This window comes from Aliihoeflea aestuarii (assembly GCF_024105665.1).
GTDB classification, from domain to species: domain Bacteria; phylum Pseudomonadota; class Alphaproteobacteria; order Rhizobiales; family Rhizobiaceae; genus Aliihoeflea; species Aliihoeflea aestuarii.
In genome coordinates this window covers 1-23,843 of the sequence record NZ_JAAAMK010000003.1, presented here as the reverse complement: position 1 = coordinate 23,843, position 23,843 = coordinate 1, and the positions used below count along the sequence as shown (strand labels likewise).

The 23,843-nt window shown below is 64.2% G+C and carries 23 protein-coding genes and 1 tRNA gene; 19 read left to right on the top strand and 5 right to left on the bottom strand.

All coding sequences use genetic code 11. The features are described 5' to 3' along the window. Window positions 1–57: 57 nt before the first annotated feature. The 7 genes from GTW25_RS20565 to GTW25_RS07710 all read left to right on the top strand — a co-directional run bounded on the left by GTW25_RS20565 (window position 58) and on the right by GTW25_RS07710 (window position 10,310). Entirely contained in the window at window positions 58–1,566 is a 1,509-nt protein-coding gene (locus tag GTW25_RS20565; protein ID WP_252911485.1) for an ABC transporter substrate-binding protein, read from the top strand. 73 nt (window positions 1,567–1,639) lie between these two features. Then, entirely contained in the window at window positions 1,640–2,617 is a 978-nt protein-coding gene (locus GTW25_RS07735) for an ABC transporter permease (RefSeq protein ID WP_252911484.1), read from the top strand. Beyond that, complete coding sequence (locus GTW25_RS07730; RefSeq protein WP_252911483.1) at window positions 2,614–4,353, top strand: ABC transporter permease subunit; 1,740 nt, start codon at window positions 2,614–2,616, stop codon at window positions 4,351–4,353. Before GTW25_RS07735 ends, GTW25_RS07730 begins: the two co-directional genes overlap by 4 nt. Continuing rightward, on the top strand, window positions 4,350–6,635 hold the full coding sequence (locus tag GTW25_RS07725; RefSeq protein ID WP_252911482.1) for an ABC transporter ATP-binding protein: 2,286 nt from the start codon (window positions 4,350–4,352) through the stop codon (window positions 6,633–6,635). Before GTW25_RS07730 ends, GTW25_RS07725 begins: the two co-directional genes overlap by 4 nt. 167 nt (window positions 6,636–6,802) lie before the next feature. Beyond that, a complete protein-coding gene (locus GTW25_RS07720) occupies window positions 6,803–7,837 on the top strand; it encodes a branched-chain amino acid ABC transporter permease (protein WP_252911481.1) in 1,035 nt (344 codons plus the stop codon). 2 nt (window positions 7,838–7,839) lie between these two features. Further along, complete coding sequence (locus GTW25_RS07715; protein WP_252911480.1) at window positions 7,840–9,609, top strand: branched-chain amino acid ABC transporter ATP-binding protein/permease; 1,770 nt, start codon at window positions 7,840–7,842, stop codon at window positions 9,607–9,609. Next, entirely contained in the window at window positions 9,606–10,310 is a 705-nt protein-coding gene (locus tag GTW25_RS07710; protein WP_252911479.1) for an ABC transporter ATP-binding protein, read from the top strand. Before GTW25_RS07715 ends, GTW25_RS07710 begins: the two co-directional genes overlap by 4 nt. A gap of 67 nt (window positions 10,311–10,377) precedes the next feature. Here the strand turns inward: GTW25_RS07710 and GTW25_RS07705 are convergent, their stop codons facing one another. Both GTW25_RS07705 and GTW25_RS07700 read right to left on the bottom strand, forming a co-directional pair. Further along, window positions 10,378–11,520 (bottom strand): ABC transporter substrate-binding protein, encoded by a 1,143-nt coding sequence (locus tag GTW25_RS07705; protein WP_252911478.1) that lies wholly within the window; start codon window positions 11,518–11,520, stop codon window positions 10,378–10,380. 86 nt (window positions 11,521–11,606) lie between these two features. Continuing rightward, window positions 11,607–12,311, bottom strand: a complete 705-nt coding sequence (locus GTW25_RS07700; protein ID WP_252911477.1) for a glutathione binding-like protein — start codon at window positions 12,309–12,311, stop codon at window positions 11,607–11,609. Between the two features lie 115 nt (window positions 12,312–12,426). Here GTW25_RS07700 and GTW25_RS07695 point away from each other — a divergent pair, with 115 nt between their 5' ends. The 4 genes from GTW25_RS07695 to GTW25_RS07680 are packed head-to-tail and all read left to right on the top strand — an operon-like array spanning window position 12,427 to window position 14,499. Further along, complete coding sequence (locus GTW25_RS07695) at window positions 12,427–13,254, top strand: urease accessory protein UreD (RefSeq protein WP_252911476.1); 828 nt, start codon at window positions 12,427–12,429, stop codon at window positions 13,252–13,254. A gap of 10 nt (window positions 13,255–13,264) precedes the next feature. Then, window positions 13,265–13,567, top strand: coding sequence for an urease subunit gamma (locus GTW25_RS07690; protein WP_252911475.1), 303 nt, complete (start codon window positions 13,265–13,267; stop codon window positions 13,565–13,567). Window positions 13,568–13,595: 28 nt separating this feature from the next. Next, window positions 13,596–14,183, top strand: coding sequence for a HupE/UreJ family protein (locus tag GTW25_RS07685; protein ID WP_252911474.1), 588 nt, complete (start codon window positions 13,596–13,598; stop codon window positions 14,181–14,183). Between the two features lie 10 nt (window positions 14,184–14,193). Then, the gene (locus GTW25_RS07680; RefSeq protein ID WP_252911473.1) at window positions 14,194–14,499 is read left to right on the top strand and encodes an urease subunit beta; all 306 of its coding nucleotides are present in this window, start codon (window positions 14,194–14,196) and stop codon (window positions 14,497–14,499) included. A gap of 11 nt (window positions 14,500–14,510) precedes the next feature. On the opposite strand, the gene GTW25_RS07675 is transcribed toward GTW25_RS07680, so the two are convergent. Together GTW25_RS07675 and GTW25_RS07670 are read right to left on the bottom strand one after the other, a co-directional pair. Next, window positions 14,511–15,059, bottom strand: a complete 549-nt coding sequence (locus GTW25_RS07675; protein ID WP_252911472.1) for a hypothetical protein — start codon at window positions 15,057–15,059, stop codon at window positions 14,511–14,513. Between the two features lie 144 nt (window positions 15,060–15,203). Further along, window positions 15,204–15,740 (bottom strand): hypothetical protein, encoded by a 537-nt coding sequence (locus GTW25_RS07670; RefSeq protein ID WP_252911471.1) that lies wholly within the window; start codon window positions 15,738–15,740, stop codon window positions 15,204–15,206. Window positions 15,741–15,954: 214 nt separating this feature from the next. On the opposite strand from GTW25_RS07670, the gene ureC reads away from it, so the two are divergent. The 7 genes from ureC to GTW25_RS07635 all read left to right on the top strand — a co-directional run bounded on the left by ureC (window position 15,955) and on the right by GTW25_RS07635 (window position 22,255). After that, a complete protein-coding gene (ureC, locus tag GTW25_RS07665) occupies window positions 15,955–17,667 on the top strand; it encodes an urease subunit alpha (RefSeq protein ID WP_252911470.1) in 1,713 nt (570 codons plus the stop codon). A 32-nt stretch (window positions 17,668–17,699) separates the two neighbouring features. Continuing rightward, complete coding sequence (locus GTW25_RS07660; RefSeq protein ID WP_252911469.1) at window positions 17,700–18,308, top strand: glutathione S-transferase family protein; 609 nt, start codon at window positions 17,700–17,702, stop codon at window positions 18,306–18,308. Further along, a complete protein-coding gene (locus GTW25_RS07655; RefSeq protein WP_308206250.1) occupies window positions 18,308–18,784 on the top strand; it encodes an urease accessory protein UreE in 477 nt (158 codons plus the stop codon). Before GTW25_RS07660 ends, GTW25_RS07655 begins: the two co-directional genes overlap by 1 nt. Next, window positions 18,777–19,433 (top strand): urease accessory protein UreF, encoded by a 657-nt coding sequence (locus GTW25_RS07650; RefSeq protein ID WP_252911467.1) that lies wholly within the window; start codon window positions 18,777–18,779, stop codon window positions 19,431–19,433. Before GTW25_RS07655 ends, GTW25_RS07650 begins: the two co-directional genes overlap by 8 nt. Next, window positions 19,430–20,047 carry an urease accessory protein UreG gene (gene ureG / locus GTW25_RS07645; RefSeq protein WP_252911466.1) on the top strand — a complete coding sequence of 206 codons (618 nt, stop codon included), beginning with the start codon at window positions 19,430–19,432 and terminating at the stop codon, window positions 20,045–20,047. The genes GTW25_RS07650 and ureG overlap by 4 nt, the downstream gene beginning before the upstream one ends. 74 nt (window positions 20,048–20,121) lie before the next feature. Continuing rightward, on the top strand, window positions 20,122–21,240 hold the full coding sequence (locus GTW25_RS07640; protein WP_252911465.1) for a 5-methyltetrahydropteroyltriglutamate--homocysteine S-methyltransferase: 1,119 nt from the start codon (window positions 20,122–20,124) through the stop codon (window positions 21,238–21,240). A 115-nt stretch (window positions 21,241–21,355) separates the two neighbouring features. After that, on the top strand, window positions 21,356–22,255 hold the full coding sequence (locus tag GTW25_RS07635; RefSeq protein WP_252911464.1) for a D-alanyl-D-alanine carboxypeptidase family protein: 900 nt from the start codon (window positions 21,356–21,358) through the stop codon (window positions 22,253–22,255). On the opposite strand, the gene GTW25_RS07630 is transcribed toward GTW25_RS07635, so the two are convergent. Beyond that, entirely contained in the window at window positions 22,248–23,345 is a 1,098-nt protein-coding gene (locus tag GTW25_RS07630) for an FAD-dependent oxidoreductase (protein ID WP_252911463.1), read from the bottom strand. The genes GTW25_RS07635 and GTW25_RS07630 overlap by 8 nt on opposite strands. Before the next feature lie 283 nt (window positions 23,346–23,628). Here GTW25_RS07630 and GTW25_RS07625 point away from each other — a divergent pair. Continuing rightward, window positions 23,629–23,705, top strand: a tRNA-Arg gene (locus GTW25_RS07625). The last annotated feature ends 138 nt before the right edge of the window (window positions 23,706–23,843 follow it).

The window sequence follows — 23,843 nt, the reverse complement described above, 5'->3', positions numbered from 1 at the left end:
ACTGCGCTGACGGCTGCATTTGCGGCGCCGGGCAATGCTCAGGAACGCGTTCCCGCGGTGACGATCGCAACCACGACCGAAGCCTACGACCCGATCCGTTACGAGGCGGCCTTCATCGTCGCCGAGGCATGGCGCGAACTGGGGCTCGAGGTCAACGTCCAGCCGACGGAGTTCTCGACCCTTCTCGGTCGCTTCTACGACCAGCAGGATTTCGACGCGACGATCATCGGCTGGTCGGGCCGCGTCGACCGTCTCGATCCGCAGTTCTTCCTGGGGACGCTGGATTCGCGCCAGTCCGAGCCGGGCGGCAACAATCCGGGCGGCTACCACAATCCCGAATATGACGAACTCTTCACGCGCCAGTCGCAGGAATTCGACGTGGAGGCACGACAGGAACTCGTGCAGCAGATGCAGGAGCTCTACGTTCCCGATGCGCCGGTGATCGTGCTGTTCTACCGCGACGAGGTCGTGGCCTACAACAACGCGGCCTTCGAGGGCATGGAGGCGATGGCCGGCGAAGGGCTTTACTCTGAATGGGGTCCGATGCAGGCCCGCCCGCTGACGGATCGTCAGACCTTGCGTATCGGCGGCCCGCAGGAGCCGGACAATCTCAACCCGCTCGCCTCGACTTCGGTCTGGGGCTGGAAGTGGATGCGCCTTTATTACGACCGCCTCATTCGCCTGTCGCCGGATGTCGAGCCGATCAACTGGATGGCCGCATCCGTCGAAGCCGTCGACGACACGACGATCGACGTCACGCTGCGCGAGGGCCTGACCTTCCATGACGGCGAGCCGGTCACGGCCGAGGACGTCGCCTTCACCTTCAATTACTACAAGAGCCAGAGCTACGCCTATTTCGATGCCTATCTGGACTCGCTCGAAAATGTCGAGGCCACGGGTGACCTGACCGTTCGTTTCAACCTGTCCGAGCCGTCCGCGTCCTTCGCGAATATCGCGCTGTCGCAGATTTCGATCCTGCCCGAACATCTGTGGGCCGATATCGAGAACCCCGGCGAACTGACGCCGGACCAGATCCCGAATATCGGTTCCGGGCCGTTCAAGTATGACGCCTACAGCCGCGGCGAGATCATGTCGCTGGCGAAAAACGAGGATCATTTCCACGCCGACGAAATCGCCGTCGATGGTGTCGAGTTCGTGATCTATGCCGACATGGAAGGCGTGTTCACGGGTCTTCAGACCGGCGCGATCGACATGACCGCCTGGCGCATGGAAGCCGGGCAGATTCCGCTTGCCGAGCAGCAGGACGACCTGACGGTCGTGACGGTGCCGGATTTCGGATACTATCACATGACCTTCAACACCAAGCGCGAGCCGTTCGACGACCGCGAGGTGCGGCGCGCTCTGACGCAGGCGATGGATCGCGAGCGCATGGTGAATGTGCTCCTCGACGGTCGCGGCGAGGTCGGACACTCGATCATCGCGCCGGTTAACGCCTTCTGGAGCGCGCCTTTCGTCGAGCAGTTCGAGTACGACATGGATGCGGCGCGCGCCGCGCTCGAGGAAGCCGGGTATTCGTGGGACGGTGAAGGCCGCCTCGTCAAGTAATCCTGAACGCTGACTGCGCGACCCGCCGCATCTCCTTGCGGCGGGTCGCAAGCCATTTGCGCAAGGCCGGAACATGAACCGCCGTAGCTATTTGATCCGCCGTGCCTTCCAGGCACTGGTCTCGCTCTTCATCATCGCGACGCTCCTGTTCTTCCTGTTCCGGTGGGGGCTGCCGGACCCGACGACCGCGCTCGTCGCCGAGGGCCTCAGCCCCGAACAGCGTGAAATGGTGCGCCAGAGCTTCGGCCTCGACCAACCCCTGTGGCGGCAATATCTGCTCTTCCTGCAAAACGCCGTGCAGGGCGATTTCGGCTATTCCTTCCACTATCGCGCACCGGTCGCCGACATCATCTGGGAGCGGCTCGGCAACACGATGGTGCTGATGGTGACGGCAATCCTGATCGCCTATCTCATCGGCGTGCCGCTCGGCGCGTGGCTGTCCTGGCGTCGCGGCACCCGCGCCGACACGGTCGGCATCTTCGCCGGGCTGATGTTCCGCTCCGCGCCGATGTTCTGGACCGGCATGATCGGCATTCTCGTCTTCGGCGTGATGCTCGGTCTTGCCCCGACCAGCGGAATGCGCACGCTGCCCTATACGAGCACCGGCTTCTTCGACAAGATCACGACGCTCGACTTCCTGTGGCACCTGACGCTGCCGGCCATCGTCGTCGCGCTCTACTATCTCGGCTCGCCGCTTTTGATCATGCGCAACACGATGCTGGAGGTCTATGGCGAGGATTTCATCGAGATGGCGCGCGCCAAGGGCCTGCCCGAGCGGCGCATTCTCTACAACCACGCCGCGCGCAACGCGCTCCTGCCCGTCGTCACGCAGCTTGCCGTCACGATCGGCCTTGCTGCGGGCGGTCAGGTCGTGGTCGAGGTCGTGTTCTCATGGCCGGGTCTTGGCCGTGAAATCCTGAGCGCGGTGCGCACCTCCGACTTCCCGCTGGCGCAGGCGAGCTTCCTCGTCATGGCCGCCTTCGTGATCTCCCTCAATCTTCTCGTCGATATCCTCTATTCGACGCTCGACCCACGCGTGAGCTTCAAATGATCGTGCCTTCCGCTATCAGGAGCGCCGCCAAGCCGCTTCGTCTGGTTCTGGCCGACCGGCTCGCCGTCATCGGGCTGGCGGTCCTATCCGTCATCGTCGCCATGGCGCTCGCCGCGCCCCTGTTGTCGCCTCACGATCCGAATGCCATCAACGAGGTCGAGGACGCATCCGTGCTCGTGCGCGAAGCGGGCGAGGGCGGCGCGATCAACTGGAGCCTGTCGCCGTCGCTCGGCGAATACGCCATTCAGGCAGCCGACGACGACGGTGCCGGAAACGGCATCGCGGTCGGCCGTCAGGGCACCGTCTATCGGTACGGCCCGGATGGCTGGGACGTGATCGGCTTCCCGCAAATCGTCGATTTGAACGGTGTCGCGATAGCTGAGGACGGCCGCGCGCTGGTCGTCGGTTCGGACGGCACGATCGCGCTTCTCGACGGCACCGGATGGACGTCCGTCGATGCACCCGCTTCCGCCCATCTGCGCTCCGCCGCATGGGTCGATGAAAATTCCGCACTGATCGTCGGGGGCGGCGAGGAGCTTTGGCTGCTCGATCTTGCCGGCACGCCTTCGGTCACGGAGATCGAAAGCCCGGTCGGGCGCGGCTTCGCGCTCAACGCGGTGCAGCGCGATGCGGACGGTACACTGCTGGCCGTCGGCGATCGCGGCCTTGCGATCCGTTATGATCCGCAGACGGGCGAAGCCGAACTTGAACGGCTCGGCACACAGCGCGAATTGAACGGCCTACACATTTCGCCCAACGGGCAAGCGATCGCGGTCGGCGAGCGCGGCACGGCGGTGCGCCGCACAGCGCCCGGAGAGCGCTGGGCAGAGGACACGACACCGGACACCCGCGCGCTGCGCGCCGGCTGGGTCGGCGACGACGGACGCGCGGTTGCGGTCGGCCGTAACGGCATCATCATCGAGCATGACGGCGGGGAATGGCTGCGCGTGCCGGCCGAGAGCGAACGTCATCTGCGCGCGCTTCTGGTCGCCGGTGACGACATCCTCGCGCTCGGCTCCGACCGCTTCGTCAACCGGCTCGCCCCGCCGAGCGCCGACCATTGGTTCGGCACCGATCATCTGGGCCGCGACCTCTTCAGCCAGAACGTCCACGGCTCGCGCATTGCGCTTCTCGTCGGCTTCCTGGGGGCGGCGCTCGTCGTGCTGATCGGCACCAATGTCGGCCTCGTCGCCGGCTATTATCGCGGCCGCACCGAAACGGTGCTGATGCGCACGGTGGACGTGATGTACGGCATTCCGTTCGAACCGTTCGCACTGATCCTGGTGCTCCTGTTCGAGCCGAGCCTGCTGATCGTCATCCTCGCCGTATCGCTGCTCACATGGCGGACGGTGGCGCGACTGATCCGAAGTCAGGTGCTGTCGCTGCGCGAGCGGCCCTTCGTGAAGGCCGCGCGGGTCGCCGGCGCGTCCGATCTGCGGATCATGTATCTCCACATCTTTCCGAACGTGATGCCGCTCGTCTTCCTCGAACTCGCCATCATCGTCGGCGTGTCGATCATCGCGGAGGCAACATTGTCGTTCCTCGGACTCGGGCCGCCGCAATCGATCTCGTGGGGCGGCATCCTGCACAATGCGCGTCTTTCGGGCGCGTGGCGGACCGCCTGGTGGTGGAACCTGCCGCCCGGTTTCTTCATCATGACGACGGTGCTGTCCGTGTTCTTCATCTCGCGGTCGCTCGAACTCATCGCCAATCCGCGACTGAGGGCGCGCCAATGACCGAACCGCTTCTCGACGTGAAAGACCTCGCCATCCACTATCGCACCGGCGCAGGGCCGGTGCGGGCGGTGGACGGCATCGACTTTTCGATCCGGCCGGGCGAATCGCTCGGACTGGTCGGCGAATCCGGCTGCGGCAAGACGACGGCCGCCAAGGGCATGCTGCGGCTGCTCCCGCCGAACGGAGACGTGGCCGCCGGCTCGATCCGCTTTTCAGGTCGGGACCTCGTGCCGCTTTCCGAAGAAGAGATGCGCAAGGTTCGCTGGAAGGATATCGCCTGGATCAGCCAGGCGGCGATGAACGCGCTCGATCCCGTCTACCGTGTCGGCGACCAGATCGTGGAGGCCATGCAGGCCCATATCCAGATCGACAAAAAGGATGCCTGGGCGCATGGCGAGACGCTGTTCCGCGCGGTCGGCATCGATCCGTCGCGCCTGTCGGCCTATCCGCATGAAATGTCGGGAGGCATGAAGCAGCGCGCCATCATCGCCATGGCGATGGCGCTCGATCCGGCGCTCGTCATCGCCGACGAGCCGACGACCGCGCTCGACGTGGTCACGCAGGCGCAGATTCTCGCGCGCCTCGGCAAGTTGCGCCGCGAGCGCGGCATGTCGCTGCTGTTCATCACGCATGACATTTCCGTCGTGGTTCAGACCTGTGATCGCGTCGCTGTCATGTATGGCGGCAAGATCGTCGAGACCGGCCCGGTCCGCACCGTATTCCGCGCGCCCGCCCACCCCTATACGATGGGCCTGACCAACGCGTTCCCGACGCTGGAAGGGGCGCAGCGCGAACTGATCTCGATCCCCGGTACGCCGCCCAACCTGCTTGACCCGCCGACGGGATGCCGCTTCGCCGCGCGCTGCCCGTTTGCGCAGGAGCGTTGCATCGCCGAGGCGCCCGCCTTCCACAATGTTGGCGGCGATCACGCGACAGCTTGCCATTTTCCCGAAAAGGCCGAGGAATTCCGCGCGATCTCCGCGCGCAACGAGACATGGGCAAAGGTCGGCCAGCGGCTTGGCGAAATCGCCAGCGCGATCAATTCGCCCGCCGACGACATCGGCGAAGGCAATGTCATCGAAGTGCGCGGCCTGAAGCGCCATTTCCCTGTCGCCGGCGGCTTCCTGTCGTCATTTTCGAAGAAGGAAGACCGTAAGGTCCATGCCGTCGACGGCATCGATTTCGAATTGAAGGCTGGTGAAATCCTCGGGCTTGCCGGTGAATCCGGTTCGGGCAAGACGACGACCGGCGAGATGCTGGTCAAGCTTCAGGATGCGACCGAAGGCGAAATCCGTTTCGCGGGCAGCGATGTTGCGCATCTCAAGGGCAAGGATCTGAAGGCGTTCCGCCGCTCGGCGCAGATGGTCTTTCAGGACCCGTATCAAACGCTCAACCCGCGCTTCACCATCGCCGATATCGTCGGCGAGCCGTTGACGATCCATGGTCTCGCCAAAGGCAAGGATTTGAAGCTGCGTGTGCGTCAGGCGCTGGAGCGTGCCGGTCTCAAGCCGGCCGAGACCTATCTGGAGCGGTTCCCACACGAATTGTCTGGCGGCCAGCGCCAGCGCGTTGCCATCGCGCGCGCGATCGTGCTGGAACCAAGCTTCATCGTCGCCGACGAGCCTGTTTCGATGCTCGACGTGTCGATCCGCGCGGGCGTCCTCAACCTCATGCGCCGCTTTCGCGAGGAACTCGGCATCTCCTTCGTCTATGTCAGCCATGACCTGCCGACGATCCGCTACGTCGCGGACCGCACGGCGATCATGTATCTCGGCCAGATCGTCGAGATGGGGCCGACCGAAGACGTCATCTCCAAGCGTCTGCACCCCTATACGCGGCTTTTGCTCGATGCGAGCCCGGAACCCGATCCGGATATCGTCAAGCCGCCGCTCGAGGCGGCCGGCGAGATTCCGAGCGCGATCGAGCCGCCGAATGGCTGCCGGTTCCACACAAGATGCCCGCTGGCGACGCCCGTCTGCGGCTGGGAAGGGCGTGACGTGAAGTCGGCGCTCGATTTGCGGACGATCGAAGGCGACGCGCCGGCGCATCTCGGCAAGGCCACGGTCGAGGGTCTCGACATCTTGATCGAGGTGAAGGGCGATGCGGCGGCTGCGGCCGACGAGGTCATGTCGATCCTGACCGTCCGCAGCCCGGCGCTTGCCGAGGTGGCGCGGATCGAGCCGCGCGGCACTAACATTCATGTCGGCTTTGAAAAGAAAGAGCCGCCACCGATCCGCAAGCTCGAAGACGGGCACAAGGTGGCCTGCGTTCTCTACGACTGAGGTGCATTTCACTCACCGCAAAATCTCACGACCGCCGTTTTCGGCGGTCGTGTTCGTTTGGAGAGCACCAAATTCGCGATTGTCGCCCGTCGTCTGAATTGTTATAGATCATTACAAGTTTGTGCGATCTGCCCGGTGACGGGTAGCCGCAGGCGGGAGGAGACGCCTTGGAATTCACGATTCTGGCTTTCCTGGTTCAGGACGGCGTGACCAACGGCGCGATTTATGCGCTGCTCGGTCTGGCGCTCGTTCTGGTCTTCGCCGTCACCCGCGTCATTTTCATCCCCCAGGGCGAATTCGTGGCCTATGGCGCATTGACGCTCGCCTTCCTCGATGTCGGCCGAATGCCCGGTACGGCGATGCTTCTGGTCGTCTTCGGCATCGCCGCGTTCCTGTTCGATCTTGTCGAAACGCGCCTGCGACCGGGATTGCCCGCACTGGCGCGGTCGGCCGCCATCAATCTGGTCCTGCCGTTCGCGATCTACACGGCCGCGCTTTTCATCGTTCCCACCGAACCGAATGCCTTCGTCAAGGCGCTTTTGACCATCGTCATCGTCGCGCCGATGGGCCTTTACGTCTATCGCATCGCCTATCGCCCGCTCTCCGATGCCACCGTTCTGGTGCTTCTCATCACATCAGTCGGCGTCCATCTGGCGATGATGGGGCTGGGTCTCGCCTTCTTCGGAGCCGAGGGCTTCCGCGCGCGTCCGCTGACGGCCGGTTCGTTCTCGGTCGGCTTCATGCCGGTCGCCGCTCAGGCAGTGTGGATCTATGGCGTGACCATCGCGGCGATGGTCGGGCTTTATTTCTTCTTCGAGAAGACATTGCTCGGCAAGGCGCTGCGCGCCACCGCCGTCAATCGCCTCGGCGCGCGTCTCGTCGGCGTGCGCACGCAATTGACCGGCGGCACCGCCTTCGTCCTTGCCGCAACCATCGGCGCGGTCTCGGGCGTGCTCATCGCGCCGATCACCACGGTCTACTATGACACCGGCTTCCTGATTGGTCTCAAGGGCTTCGTCGCGGCGATCATCGCGGGCCTGTCGAGCTTCCCGGTCACGGCGCTGGCCGCCATCGGCGTCGGTCTGGTCGAAGCGCTCGCCTCCTTCTACGCCAGCAACTTCAAGGAGATCATCGTCTTCACGCTGATCATCCCGGTCCTGATCTGGCGTTCGCTCACCACCGATCATCACGAGGACGACTGATCATGGCGCTCGACCGCAGGCTCATCGGCTTTGTCGGCATCGCGGTCGTCGCGGCCGTTCCCTTCCTGCCGATCCCGCCATTCTGGATCACGCTTTTGAACAATATCGGCCTCGCCTCGCTGGTGGCGATCGGCCTCGTGCTTCTGACGGGCGTCGGCGGCATGACGTCGTTCGGTCAGGCGGCGCTGGTCGGTTTCGGCGCCTATACGACGGCGGTCCTGACGACGGCTTACGGGTTTTCCCCCTGGGCGACGCTGCCGCTTTCACTTCTGGCGGGGGCGCTGGTCGCCCTTCCGCTCGGCCTCATCACCGTGCGGCTATCCGGTCATTTCCTGCCGCTCGGCACCATCGCCTGGGGTCTGGCGCTCTACTACCTCTTCGGCCAGATCCAGCTTTTCGGCCGCTATGACGGCATCACGGCGATCCCGCCGCTGGAACTTGCCGGCCATCGCTTCTTTTCGTCGGGCTCGATCTATTACGTCATCTGGGGCTGCGTCATCGCGGTCGCCATCGGTGCGCGCAACCTTCTGGATTCCCGCGTCGGGCGCTCGCTGCGCGCCTTGCGCGGCGGCACGCAGGCAGCCGAGGCCTTCGGCGTCGACATCGTACGTGCCAAGCTCACCGTCTTCGTGCTGGCGGGCGTGCTTGCCGCACTGTCCGGCTGGCTCTACGCGCATATGCAACGCTCGGTGAACCCGACGCCCTTCGGCCTCAATATGGGCATCGAGTATCTGCTGATGGCGGTCGTCGGCGGCGCGGGGCACGTCTGGGGTGCGATCTTCGGCGCGAGCCTCGTCCTGATCCTGAAGGACCTGCTCCAGCGCTTCCTGCCCGACCTCGTCGGCATCACCGGCAATTTCGAGATGATCGTCTTCGGAATTCTGCTGGTCGCCATCCTCCAGTTCAGCCGCGACGGACTCTGGCCGCTCATCCTGCGCGCGCTGCCGGCCCGAAAGCGACGACCGCTGCCCAAGGCCGACGGCGCGCTCGGCCGCCGCAAACTCGCGCCCGAAGGCACCACGCTCGTCAAGCTCGAAGCCGCGCGCAAAACATTCGGAGGCCTCGTCGCCGTCAACGACGTCTCGTTCGATGTGAAAGCGGGGCAGATCGTCGGCCTGATCGGGCCGAACGGGGCGGGCAAAAGCACCACGTTCAACCTGATCACGGCTATCTCGCCCTTGAGCGGCGGCAAGGTGATCTTCGGCGACGCGACCGCTTCGGCGAAAAGCCCACGCGAGGTCGCCCGCCACGGCATCGCCCGCACCTTCCAGCACGCCAAGGTGCTGCCGGAGATGACCGTTCTGGAAAACGTTGCGCTCGGCGCGCATCTGCGCGGTCGCTCGGGCGTGGTTCGCTCCGTCCTGCGGCTCGACCGCGCCGAGGAAGCCATTCTTCTGGCCGAGGCCGAAACGCAGATCGCGCGCGTCGGGCTGGCCGATTATCGCGACCGCCCGGCGGGCGATCTGGCCCTCGGCCAGATCCGCATCCTCGAAATCGCCCGTGCGCTCAGCCTCGATCCGGCGCTGCTGCTTCTCGACGAACCGGCCGCCGGACTTCGCCACGGCGAAAAGCAGGAACTGGCGGAGTTGTTGAAGAAGCTGCGCGCGGAAGGTGTCGGCGTGCTTCTGGTCGAACACGATATGAGCTTCGTCATGGGGCTGGTCGATCATCTCGTCGTCCTCGACTTCGGCACCAAGATCGCCGAGGGCAACCCGGCCGAGGTGCGCCGTCATCCCGCCGTCGTGTCGGCCTATCTCGGAGGCGTGTCGTGAGCCTTCTCCAACTCTCCGATATCCGCGTTTCCTACGGCAAGGCCGAAGTCCTGCATGGGGTCGACCTTGCCATGGCAGAGGGGCGCATCGTCACCGTCATCGGCGCAAACGGTGCCGGCAAGACGACGCTGCTCAATGCCGCTATGGGCGTCGTGCCGTCGAGCGGGACGATCCTTTATCGCGGAAAGCCGGTGCCGCCGAGCGTCGAGGGCCGCGTCGCCGCCGGCATGTGCCTGGTCTCGGAAAAGCGCGAGCTCTTCGGCTCCATGAGCGTCGAAGACAATATGGAGCTGGGCGGCTTCCTGCGGTCGGCGTCGGAGCGGGCCGAAGCACGCGCTGACCTCTATGATCGCTTTCCACGCCTGAAGGAACGACGCAAACAGCTTGCCGGAACGCTTTCGGGCGGCGAAAGGCAGATGCTGGCGCTTGCCCGCGCACTGATGAGCCGGCCGAAGCTTCTCCTATTGGACGAACCGAGCCTCGGCCTCGCCCCGAAGATCGTCGCCGAAATCCTCGGCATCGTCGCTGAACTGCGCTCGACCGGAGTATCGATCCTCTTGGTGGAGCAAAATGCGCGCGCCGCTCTGGAGATCGCCGATGAAGCGCATCTGATGGAACTCGGCGAAATCCGCCGATCGGGCAGCACCGATGAAATGGCCGCCGATCCGGCTGTGGTCGAAGCCTATCTCGGCGGAGGATAGTCTTCCAACTATATAAAAAGCCCGCCGGATCGCTCCGACGGGCCTTTCCTTCGGCAGCGCAAACCGGTCAGTCGACCAGTTCGAACGTGCCTTCATTGGCGGTCAGAAGCACCACGGCGCGCTCGTCGAGGCCGAGGTGATCTTCCGGCGTGAACTCGAACACGCCCTGGCTGGCCGGGAAAGGTCCGCCGGTCTCGATCGCTTCGCGCAATGCCGCGCGGAATTCCGGCGTGCCGGGCTCCGCGCTTTCCATGGCCAGCGGCACCGCGACTTTCAGGATCGCCATCGCGTCGTGGATATGCGCGCCAAACTGCGTGCGCGTGCCTTCGCCGAAACGCTCCTCATAGGCGGTGACGTACTCCATGCCGTCCGCCTTGGTCTCGGATGCGTCGGGCTGAAGCTCGGCGACCATGACCGGTCCGGAAGCGAAGATGGTGTTGGCGGCCGCGCCTTCGGCGATACGCAGGAAGTCGAACGTCACGGCCCCGTGCGTCTGGTAGATCGTGCCCTCATAGCCGCGTTCGCGAAGGGCGATCTGCGGCAATGCCGCGCCGGTGCCGGATGCACCGACGAAGACGGCGTCCGGCTGGGCGGCGACGAGGCGCAGCACCTGCCCCGATACGGAGGTGTCCGGACGCGCATAGCGCTCCTCGGCCACCATTTCGAGTCCATATTCGGCGCCGATGGCGCTCATCTGGCTGACCCACAAATCGCCATAGGAATCGGAAAAGCCGATATAGCCGACGGTATTGACGCCGTCCGCCTGCATCTTGGCGAACAGCGTGCGGGCGATCAGCCCCGCCGATTGCGGCAGGACGAAAGTCCACTCGCCGTCCGAAACGTTCGGCGGGACGGGCGAAGCGGTCAAATGAGGCGTCTCGGTTTCGGCGGCAACGCCTGCCACCGCGATCGATGCGGGCGTCAGGGCCGAACCGACGATCACGTCGGCATTGTCGTCGGTGATCAGGCGGCGCGCATTGGTGGTCGCGATCGAGGGGTCTCCCTGATCGTCAAGCACGATGACGCGGATCGGCTCGCCGTCGATATTGTCGGGCCACAATTCGACCGAGTTGCGCAGCGGGATGCCGAGCGCCGCGCCCGATCCGGTGGCCGAAACGGTAACGCCGATGGTGATGTCGGCGAGTGCGGCGGTCGCCGCGAACGGCACCGCCATGGTCGCGAGCATGAGCGCGCGTGAGAAATTCTTCATGTCTTCCTCCCTGAAGGTCCATGACGGACTTTGTTATCCTACATAATCATTTCGCCGTCCGTCAATTCGCCTTCGGGGCCGGCGCGTCAGTCTCGCTTGGGCACATTCAGGCCGATCTGGCTTGCCGGCCGAGCGATACAGCGTTCGAGCCAGGACGTGACGTTCGGCACCTCGTCAAAACCGAGTTCTTCGCGCCCGCCATAGAAGACGTCCACACCTCGTATCCATGGAAACATCGCGATGTCCGCGATCGTATACTCGTCGTCCATGATCCATTGGCGACCGTCGAGCCGCTTGTCGAGTACACCGAGCAGGCGTCGCGATTCGTCGCGGTAGCGATGGGCCGGACGCCGGTCCTCGAATTCCTTACCTGCGAATTTGTAGAAGAAGCCGAACTGACCGAACATCGGCCCGATGCCGCCCATCTGGAAGAACAGCCATTGCAGCGTCTCGTAGCGCCGCGCGGCGTCTGTCGGCAGGAGCTTGCCGGTCTTTTCGGCGAGATAGACGAGGATCGCGCCGGATTCGAACAGGCCGAGCGGCTTTCCGCCGGGACCGTCAGGGTCGATGATCGCGGGAATCTTGTTGTTCGGGTTGAGTGACAGGAATTCCGGTGTCGTCTGATCGTTGGTGTCGAAATCGACGAGATGCGCCTCATAGGGCAGGCCCATTTCCTCCAGCGCGATCGAAATCTTCAAGCCGTTCGGCGTCGGCAGCGAATAGAGCTGAAGACGATCGGGATGTGTGGCGGGCCAGCGTTTGGTGATGGGGAAGGCGGACAGGTCGGACATGAAGCGCTCCGTTGGTGGGTCCCAACGAGATATGGCTTGGCATGCCGGTTGCAAGCGTTACGCTGTCCTGCGAGCCGATACACAGCGTTCGCCAATCTGGAATTTCGAACCGATCATGATTCCCGTCCAGCCTCCGGTATTGCAACGCGTGCGCGCCGATGGACGGGTCTCGGTCAGGCAGATCGATGGCCGCACGCGTCTTCACCGCCTGTTTCAGGAGGGCGCGGCCAAGATTCGCTTTCCCGCACCTGAAAGCGCCGCGCTTGAAGCGGTTCTGATCAACACGGCCGGCGGGCTGACCGGCGGCGACCGGGTCGAATGGTCGGCCGATGCTGCCCCCGGCTCCAGCCTCAGCCTGACGACGCAGGCATGCGAGAAAATCTATCGCGCTGGCACGGGCCGTGCCGAAGTTTCGGTCGCGCTGAAGGCGGGCGCGGGTGCGCGTCTTTGCTGGCTGCCGCAGGAGACGATCCTGTTCGACGGCGCGGCACTGTCGCGCCGGCTCGACGTCGATCTGGCGCAAGACGCCAGCGCGCTGATCCTCGAAGCGACGATCTTCGGTAGGAAGGCGATGGGCGAGCGGGTGGACCGGGCGATGTTTCACGATCGCTGGCGTGTGCGCCATGCCGGCCGCCTCGTCCATGCCGAGGATTTCCGCATCGGTCCCGATGTCGCGGACCAGCTTTCCCGCCAGGCGACTACCAACGGTGGCCGCGCCGTCGCGACGCTTCTGTTTCTCGGCGAAAATGCGGAGGAACTGCTCACGTCCGTTCGCGCGCTGACCGGCGAGGCGGGCAGTGCGAGTTTCTGGTGCGTCGGCGGGACTGGCAAGCTTCTTGCCAGAATCGTTGCCGAGGACGGCTACGCCCTGCGCCGTCGGTTGCTGCCCCTGGCTCGACTGCTCAACGGGCAGGCAGGTCTGCCCAAGATTTGGACAAGCTGAAAGTGATGAGATGAATTTGACGCCACGGGAAAAGGACAAACTCCTGATTGCGATGGCCGCCATCGTGGCGCGCAGGCGACTGGAGCGCGGTGTCAGGCTCAATCATCCCGAGGCGATCGCGCTGATCACCGATTTCGTCGTGGAAGGCGCGCGCGACGGGCGCTCGGTCGCCGACCTGATGGAGGCCGGCGCGCATGTCGTCACGCGTGATCAGGTGATGGAAGGTATCGCCGAGATGATCCACGACGTTCAGGTCGAGGCGACCTTTCCCGACGGCACGAAGCTCGTGACCGTCCATGAGCCGATCCGCTGAAATGATGAAACGACGAGGATTCTCCGCCATGTCCAAGCGACTGCCGCTCACTGTTCTTTCGGCGATGCTGTTCTCGACGGCCGCCTTCGCTCATCCGGGCCATGGCGCGCATGTCGAAAACGGCTTTCTGGCCGGTTTCCTGCACCCGTTGACGGGGCTCGATCATATTCTGGCGATGGTCGCCGTCGGGTTGTGGGCGGCCGCGCTCGGCGGCCGGGCGGTGCTTGCCGTTCCCGCAGCCTTCGTCACCTTCATGTCGGCGGGGTTCCTCGCGGCGCTGGGCGGCGTGCCGCTGCCCTATGTCGAGCCGATGATCCTCGGTTCCGTGGTCGTGATCGGTCTTCTGGTGGCCGCGTCCGTCAGGCTGCCCGTCGTGCCTGCCGCCATCCTCATTGGTCTGTTCGCGGTGTTCCACGGCCATGCTCACGGCACGGAAATGGGGCAATCGGAAACGCTCGTCTACGGTGCAGGTTTCCTTATCGCCACCGTACTGCTGCATGGTGCGGGCATATGGCTGGCCGTTGCGCTCACACGATTCGACCTGCGCGATCTGCCCGTTCGTGCGCTGGGTGCGGCAACGGCGTTCACCGGGCTGCTCGTCTTCGTTGCCGGCTAAGGAGGTATCGATGATTCCCGGAGAGATAATCGCGGCCGACGGCGAGATCGAACTGAACGGCGGCAAGGAGGCCGTGACGCTCAAGGTCGCCAATGCCGGCGACCGGCCGATCCAGGTCGGCAGCCACTATCATTTCCATGAGGTCAATGAGGGGCTCGTCTTCGATCGCGACGCGACGCGCGGCATGCGCCTCGATATCGCCGCCGGCACCGCCGTGCGGTTCGAGCCCGGCCAGGAGCGCGACGTGACTTTGATCCCGATCGGCGGCGCGCGCACGATCTTCGGTTTTCAGCAGAAGATCATGGGCGCGCTGTGACGGTGACGCGCCTACTGGGCGGGTGCGTCCGGCGCGGCTTCGGGTTCTGCCGGAGGCTCGTCGGCGGGCGCCTCGGGAACGGCCGTTCCCGGCTCCGCGCCGGCGACGAAGATCGTCGCCGTCCTGTTCTCGTTCTCGAATTCGATCGCGACGATGTCGCGTACCAGAATCTGCCGCGAATTCACCGCGTGGTAGAAGATCGCGCTGCCCTCGATCGCCTGCTGCAATTCGACGATCTGGTCGGCATTTTCCGCGCGCTTTTCGCTGATCCCGCTGTCGCCTGCACCCACTCCCGGCAGGAAGACGATATCGACTTCTTCGATATTGAAGGCGCGGCGCACGATCTGCGCGTTGTCGAGGCTCGCGTCGATCGCCGTGACGACCCGGCCGCTTTCCTCGGTCGCGCTCAATTCCTCCGTCTTGACCTCGCTGTCGACGATGGTGTCGATCGCGCCTTCGCTGTCGAGGCCCTGGGCAAGGGCGGACGGCGCGGCGCAGGCAAGCGCCCCGGCCAGGAGGATGGCAAGTCGCGACGCATGTTTGGGCTGGGTGGTGGCCATCTCGTTTGGTCTCTCGATCGTCCGTTTGTGTTTCATATCTGGAGCGGGCGAGCATATTTCGCAACCGCGAAACCCATCTCTCCTAACACGAAAAGGCGGCGCGGGTTCAAGCCCGCGCCGCCACAAATCGTCTCGGACCGCCTGTTACTGGACGTAGACGACCAGTTCGCCATCGGCTGCAGTCTCGGCCGCGACGACGTCGGCCACCGCGACATCTTCGGCCTCGAGTGCCGACGAAACCGCCGTGTTGGCTTCGAGCGCCGCCTGCAACTCGGTGATTTCCGCGCTGCGCTCGCTCGTGGCCGTCTCCAGCGCCGTCATGTCGGCCCCTTCCAGCTCGCCGATGCGAACGACATCCACGCTGCCGACTTCCGTCATCGTGTCGATGGCGGCGGTGCTGGTGGCGTTGCCCTCGATAGCGGCAAGCGCGCCGTCGAAGGTCGCCTCGCCGCCGATAGCGGCAGTCGCGTCCGTATCGACCTCAGCCGGCAAGGTCGTTGCGCCGGCCGGGGCTTCCCCCATGGGCGCTTCCATCGTGTCGGTGCCACCCGTCACGCCGGTTTCGACTTCGGTGCCGTCACCGGCTCCCGGTGCGACTGGCGATTGCTGCGCCAAGGCTGGGCCTGCAAGCATCGAAGCGCTCATCAGGGCGGCGGTGGTCAGTCCGATAATCCGTTTCATCGTGAATTTCCTCTTCGGTTCGATTTGAAATCTGTCCCTTGCTCACGATTGCCGTCCGTGAACGACTGGTCCCTCAATGCTTCGCCGCGGGCTCGGTTTCATTCGGCGCGAGGCCATTCGCGGGTCATTTCGTGGCGACAGCGTGTGCAATGTGACGACCATGTGTCGCCTCGCCGCCAAGTCGTTGAGAACGATCGTTTCCCAGGAGAAAATCATGCCTAGCCGCCTGTCGCGCGCCGCCTATGCGCGCATGTTCGGACCGACGACCGGCGACAAGGTTCGCCTTGCCGACACGGAACTCTTCATCGAGGTCGAGCACGACCTGACCACCTATGGCGAGGAGGTGAAGTTCGGCGGTGGCAAGGTCATCCGCGACGGCATGGGCCAGAGCCGGGTCGCGCGCGCCGACGGCGCGGTAGACACGGTGATCACCAATGCGCTGATCGTCGACCACACCGGCATCTACAAGGCCGATGTGGGGCTGAAGGACGGTCGCATCCATTCGATCGGCAAGGCCGGCAACCCGGATACGCAGGACGGCGTGACGATCATCATCGGCCCCGGCACCGAGGCGATCGCTGGCGAGGGCAAGATCCTGACAGCGGGCGGCTTCGACGCGCACATCCATTTCATCTGCCCGCAGCAGATCGAGGAGGCGCTGAATTCCGGCATCACGACGATGCTCGGCGGCGGCACCGGCCCGGCGCATGGCACGTTGGCGACCACCTGCACACCCGGACCGTGGCATCTGGCGCGCATGATCCAGTCCTTCGACGCGTTCCCGATGAATATCGGCCTGTCGGGCAAGGGCAACGCCTCGCAGCCCAAGGCGCTGGAGGAGATGATCCTCGGCGGGGCCTGCGCGCTCAAGCTTCACGAGGACTGGGGCACGACGCCGGCGGCCATCGATTGCTGCCTGTCGGTCGCCGACGCGTTCGACATTCAGGTGATGATCCACACGGATACGCTGAACGAAAGCGGTTTCGTGGAAGATACCATCGCGGCCATCGGCGGCCGCACCATCCACGCCTTCCACACCGAGGGCGCGGGCGGCGGACATGCGCCCGACATCATCAAGGTCTGCGGTTTCGAGAACTTCATCCCGTCCTCGACCAATCCGACCCGGCCCTACACGGTCAACACGATCGCCGAACATCTCGACATGCTGATGGTCTGTCATCACCTGTCGCCCTCTATCCCCGAGGACGTGGCCTTCGCCGAAAGCCGCATCCGCAAGGAGACAATCGCGGCCGAGGACATCCTGCACGATATCGGCGCGTTTTCGATCATCTCGTCGGACTCTCAGGCGATGGGCCGCGTTGGCGAAGTGGCGATCCGCACCTGGCAGACGGCCGACAAGATGAAACGCCAGCGCGGCCGCCTGAGGCAAGAGACCGGCGAGAACGACAATTTCCGCGTTCGCCGCTACATCGCGAAATACACGATCAATCCGGCCATCGCTCAAGGACTGTCGAAGGAGATCGGCTCGATCGAGATCGGCAAGCGCGCGGACCTCGTGCTCTGGAACCCGGCCTTCTTCGGCGTCAAACCGGACATGGTTTTGGTCGGGGGCATGATCGCGGCGGCGCCGATGGGCGACCCGAACGCGTCCATCCCGACGCCGCAACCGGTTCATTTCCGGCCGATGTTCGGTTCCTTCGGCAAGGCCGTGACGAATTCGTCCGTCACCTTCGTTTCCCGCGCAGCGCTCGATTCGGGTCTGAAAGGGCGGCTCGGCGTCGACAAGGAGATGGTCGCGGCGGAAAACACGCGCGGCGGAATCTCCAAGCGCTCCATGGTGCTCAACGATGCGATGCCGCATGTCGAGGTCGATCCGGAAACCTACGAGGTCCGCGCCGACGGCGAACTCCTGACCTGCGAGCCGGCGACGGTTCTGCCGATGGCGCAACGGTATTTTCTGTTCTAGCGTCGCATCGCAGAAATTTTGGGAGGACTGGAATGTACAAGGCTATCGGCGCGCCAGGTTCGCGTCTCGTGCGTGTGACATGGATGTTGGAAGAATTGGGGGAAGCATATGAATTCGCGCCCGCCAAACAGCATTCCGAACTCATGTATCGCTACAATCCGAGCGGCAAGGCGCCCGCGCTTGAAGATGGCGATGTCATCATCGTCGATTCGGCCGCAATCGTCTTCTATCTCGCCAACAAGCATGCCGACAAAGGCATGGGCGGTGACAATCCGGCCGAGCTCGGCGAGATCGCTTCGTGGCTTTTCTTCGCGCAGGTGGAACTCGAAGCGCCGCTTTGGAACAAGCTCAAGCATCGGATGATGCTGCCCGATGACCAGCGCGCGGAAGTCGGCCCGTGGACGAAGGCCGAGTTTGATCGCGAGGTCGAGACCTTCGACAAACGTCTAGGCGACAGGCAGTTCGCCATGGGCGACCGCTTCACTTGCGCCGACGTGATTCTCGGCCATTGCGGGCAATGGGCGCGCGGGGCGAAATTCGAGATCGCATCGGACCGCGTCAACGCCTATTTCGACCGCGTGCTGGCCCGCCCGGCGCTGGCGCGTGCGAAGCAAAAAGAAAAGGAATCAACAGAAGCATGATGTACCGGGGGAACGCCGTCGTGCGGGCGCAGGATCGCGACGGGCGCAACGTGATCGGTAACGCAGGGCTCGCGCATGACGAGCGGCATTTGCGCCGCAAGCTCCTGATCCTCGATACAGGTGCGCGTGTCCTCATCGATCTGCCGCAGCCGGTCGCCCTGGCGGCCGGCGATTGCCTTCTACTCGATACCGGCGACCTGGCGGAGGTCAGGGCGGCCGACGAGAACCTTCTCGAAATCCGCCCGCGCGACAGGCTGCATCTGGTCGAACTCGCCTGGCATATCGGAAACCGGCACCTCGCCGCACAGATCGAGGACGACCGCATCCTCATCCTGCGCGACCATGTCATCGAGGCGATGCTGGAAGGGCTCGGCGCGACGGTCGTTCATGTCAGGACGGGTTTCGAGCCGGTGCGCGGGGCCTATTCCGGCAAGGCGCACGGTCACGACCATCACCATTCGCACGGCCATGGCTGATACGGCCGCATCGCTCAGGCTGATGGCATGGCTGTCGCCGGCCTTTCCGGTCGGCGCGTTCAGCTATAGCCACGGGCTGGAGCGGGCGGCGGGCGACGGCCTCGTCGCCAATGCGAACGGCTTGACTGATTGGCTCCAAGTCCTGCTCGACCATGGCACGGCATGGAATGATGCGCTTCTGGCCGCGCAGGCGTGGAAGCGTGCGACCACCGATGGCGACCTCGTTGAGCTTGCCGAACTTTGCGAGGCGATGGCCGGCTCAGTCGAGCGTCATCTGGAGACGATGGCGCAGGGCGCGGCCTTTGTGAAATATGTGGCGCAATGGACGGGAGAACGCACGCTGCCCGACCCATGCCCATATCCGGTCGCGTTCGGCGCATCGGCCGGCTGGGTCGGGCTTGATCTCGACGCCACCGTCGCCGCATTCGCGCAAGGCTTCGCCTCCAACCAGATTCAGGCCGGCATCCGGCTTTCGCTTCTCGGGCAGGATGCGGGCGTGCGCCTTCTTCATGCTCTGGAACCGAGGATCGTCGCGATGGCGGATCGCGCCGCGCTCGCTTCGCTGGACGATCTGGGCAGCGCGGCGCTGACTGCCGAAATCGCCGCCATGAACCACGAAACCCAACATGTAAGGCTGTTCCGCTCATGACTTCACCCAATGGCCCCCTGCGCGTCGGCATCGGCGGGCCTGTCGGCTCCGGCAAGACGACGCTGACCGAAAAGCTCTGCAAGGCGATGCGTGACGAGTTCTCCATCGCCGTCGTCACCAACGACATCTACACCAAGGAAGACGCCACCGCCCTCGTGCGCCTCCAGGCGCTGTCCGAAGACCGGATCGTCGGTGTGGAAACCGGCGGTTGCCCGCACACCGCCATCCGCGAAGACGCCTCGATCAACCTTCAGGCGATCGATGCGCTCAACGCGCGCATTCCCGGCCTCGACATTATCTTCATCGAATCGGGCGGCGATAATCTCGCCGCAACCTTCTCGCCCGACCTTGCCGATCTGACGCTCTATGTCATCTCCGTCTGCCAGGGCGGCGACATCCCGCGCAAGGGCGGGCCGGGCATCACGCGGTCGGATTTCCTCGTCGTCAACAAGGCCGATCTGGCGCCCTACGTGAATGTCGATCTGGGTCAGATGGACATCGACGCCAAAGCCTCGCGCGGCGAGCGCCCCTTCGGTTTCACCGACCTGTCGCGCGGCAAGGGCGTGGCCGAAATCGTCGACTTCATCGTCGAGCAGGGCGGCTTGCGCGCCTGAGAGCATGCAAGCTTGCGGCACGTTTCAATGCCGTGTAAGCGCATGCACATGTCGTTATGTCCGAGGAGAATATAATGCCCGCCACCCCGCCCTTTCGCGCCGACCATGTCGGCAGCCTGCTTCGCCCGCAATCGGTCAAGGATGCCCGCAGGAAGTTCTTCGAGGACAAATCGATCGAGGCGGACGAACTTGCGGCCGTCGAGGACGAGGCGATCCGCGACGTCATCCGCCTTCAGGAAGAAGCCGGCATTCCCGCCATCACCGACGGTGAAATCCGCCGCCAGTTCTGGCACTTCGATTTCATGGGCGAGCTGACCGGGTTCGAGCTGGAGCGCCGTCAGGAGGGCGTCCAGTTCCACGGCACCAAGATTCCGCCGGTCTATCCGACGATCACGGGCAAGCTCGATTTCCCCGACGACCACCCGATGCTGGAGCACTTCAAGTTCGTCGCGGCGAACACGAGGGCGACGCCGAAGATTTCGATCCCCGGCCCGAGCTGCTGCCATTTCCGCGTCGCCAAGGACGACATCCATCCGGCCGAGTACAAGGACGTCGAGGTGCTTTTCGCCGATCTGGCGAAGACCTATGCCAAGGCCGTCAAGGCGTTCTACGAGGCCGGTTGCCGCTATCTCCAGATGGACGATATCTTCTTCGCCTATCTGTGCGATCCCAAGCACCGCGCCGACAAGAAGGCGGCGGGCGATGATCCGGACTGGTTGATCGACCAATATGCCTGGATGATGCACGAAGCGATCAAGGATCGTCCCGACGACATGGTCATCGGCATGCATATGTGCCGCGGCAATTTCCGCTCGACGCATGCGGCCGAAGGCGCTTATGACCCTGCCGCCGACGCGATCTTCAACAAGACCGGCGTCGACATCTACTTCATGGAATACGACACCGAGCGCGCCGGCGGACTGGAGCCGCTGCGCCTTCTGCCGAAGGGCAAAAAGCGGGTGTTGCCGGGCTTCATCACGACCAAGACGGGCGACCTCGAAAAGCTGGACGATCTGAAGCGCCAGTTCGACGCCGCGTCGAAATTCGCCGATATCGACCAGCTCGGCATCGCGCCGCAATGCGGTTTCGCCTCCACCGAAGAAGGCAACGCGATCACGGTCGACGACCAGCGCCGCAAGCTCGACCTCGTCGTCAGGACGGCCGAAGCCATCTGGGGCGGCGTCGACAAGTAAGGCTCCGTCCGCTGCTCACATTTTGTTGCGCGGCGGGCCTATTCATTGCCGCTTAACCATGTCTCGGGCAAAACATCCGCTTGGGACAGGGTTTGCGGGAGTGGGATGGATGGACATGATGAGGCGGAAGCCGGTTTCGCCGGCAGCGGCGATGCTGGCGGCATTGTGCCTGTTCCTGTCGGCCTGCACGGCGGCTTCCGTCCTGCCCGATCCGCCGCCGCCGATCCCGTCCGAGAAATATGCCGCCATCGTCGTCGACGTTAATTCCGGTCAGGCGCTCTATTCGGCGCATGCCGATGCGCTTCGCTATCCGGCCTCGCTGACCAAGATGATGACCGTTTTCATGCTGTTCGAGACGCTCGACCAGGGCCGTCTCACCAAGGCATCGATGATCCCCGTGTCGGAATACGCGCGCGCGCAGGTGCCGACCAAGATCGGCTTCGATCGCGGCGGTACCATCGATGTCGATTCGGCGATCCGTGCCCTCGTCATTCGCTCCGCGAACGATGTGGCTGTCGCAGTCGCCGAGCATCTCGGCGGCACGGAAGAGAATTTCGCGGCATTGATGACGCAGCGCGCACGCCAGATGGGCATGTCGTCGACCACGTTCCGCAACGCGTCCGGCCTGCCCAACCCCGGCCAGCAGACGACTGCGCGCGACATGGCGCTGCTTTCGATCGCGTTGCGCAAGCGCTTCCCGCATCATTATCACTATTTCGGCAACCGCGAATTCACCTATGCGGGCCGCACCATACGCGGGCATAACGATCTTCTCGAAAGCGTTGCGGGCGTCAATGGCCTGAAGACCGGTTATATCCGCGCATCGGGCTTCAATCTGGCCACCTCCGTCGATCGCGGCGGACGGCAGATGGTGGCCGTGGTCATGGGCGGCGAGACGGCAAGAAGTCGCAACGCGCACATGCAGGAGTTGATCGAGCAATATATGCCGATGGTCGGAACGAGCGCACCGAACGCGCCGCAGCCGCGCCGCCCGATGCTCGCCGCCTTCAACTGAAAATCGTAAAGCGCTTCACCCAGCGCCGGTCGATCCGGTCCTTGATGCGCCAGACCCATCGGCCTGCGCACCAGAACATGCCCCAGCTCGCGACGGCGCGCTGATCCCCGCTCGCCAGAAGCATCAACTGCCGCGCGGGCGGATGCCATGCCCGCAACTGTTCGTTCGCGGCACGCAGGTGCAGATTTTCGGCGAGGATAGCCCCGGCCCGCACGGCGCTGACGCCGGATTTCGGCTGCCATGCTCCGGCAAGCGTGGCGCAATCGCCGGCCGCGAAAATATCCGGGTCCGACACGCTTTGCAGCGTTTGGCGAATAGCGATGAACCCGTCCTCGAGAGCGAGGCCGGTATGTGCAAGCCAGCCATGCGGCGTCGGGCCCGCGGCAAGAAGGGTCGCGTCCGAACGAAAACGCCTGCCGTCGGCCAGAACGATTTCCGTCGCGCTGATCTCCGCGACCGGCGCATGTTCTATAAGCGAAATGCCGCGCGTCTCGAACAGCTTGCGGATCTGCCGGCGCAAGCCGTCGGGCTTTTCTTCGAGGAGAGCGCCGGCCGTGACCAGCCGCACGCGGTTCGCCGGAGGAAGTCCGGGCAGGACAGCGTGATGATGCACCGCAAGCGCGGTTTCGACCCCGCCCGCACCGCCGCCGATCACGGTGAACCGCTCGTCCTCGGAACCGTTCCCGACCGCCGCCAGCAGCCTGTCGATCGACCGAACCGGTATCGCATGATCGCGTGCGCCCGTGATGGAATCGGGCACGAATGCGCCGCCGATGTCGAGCGACAGGAGATCGAAGGAAAGCTCGCGCCCGTCATCGAGAAGCAGCCTGCGCCGGCCCCGGTCGATGCCGTCGCCGCGCCCCTGGATGAAATCGACGGAGTTGGCCCGGCACAGCGCGGGAAGATCGATCTCGACCTCCTCGCGGCGATAGTGTCCCGCCAGAAGGCCCGACAGCATGCCCGAATAGATGACCTTCTCGTCCGGCGACACCAGTACGATTTGCCAACCGGCAAGCGGTCGCCTGCCGAACGATTCCACGACCTGAAGATGCGCATGGCCACCGCCCGCAAGCACGATCCGCCCTGTCACGCGCCCTTCTTCCGTTTGGACGTCAATCCGGGCATCGGACGGGAAATCGGAATCCGGTTTCAAGACGATCTGATGCCTCGTCAAATGTGCGGGCGCCCTTCGGTGCCTGAAAGGCGCGCGGGCATTCTGGCCGCGGAACTCTCGGCGCGTCAACGTGCAGGGGACGACATCCGACCCCCCTAATATGCCGAGTAATGCGGTTCAGTGAAGGATCACATATTGATGCGCCATCGTGCTTCGGTTATGACGCTTGTGCCGCTGGCGCAAGCGTCAAGGCACGGAAGCACCCGTAGCTCAGCTGGATAGAGTGTCGCCCTCCGAAGGCGAAGGTCACAGGTTCGAATCCTGTCGGGTGCGCCAACTCCCTATTGTGTACGACCCGGAGACATGGGTAACAGAATGTACCTAAGACATGGGTGACAACCTCGTGCCGAACGGGTTGTCGATGGTCTGCAAGGTCTTCTGTTCCAGGTCGATATATCCCAGATCATAGTGCAT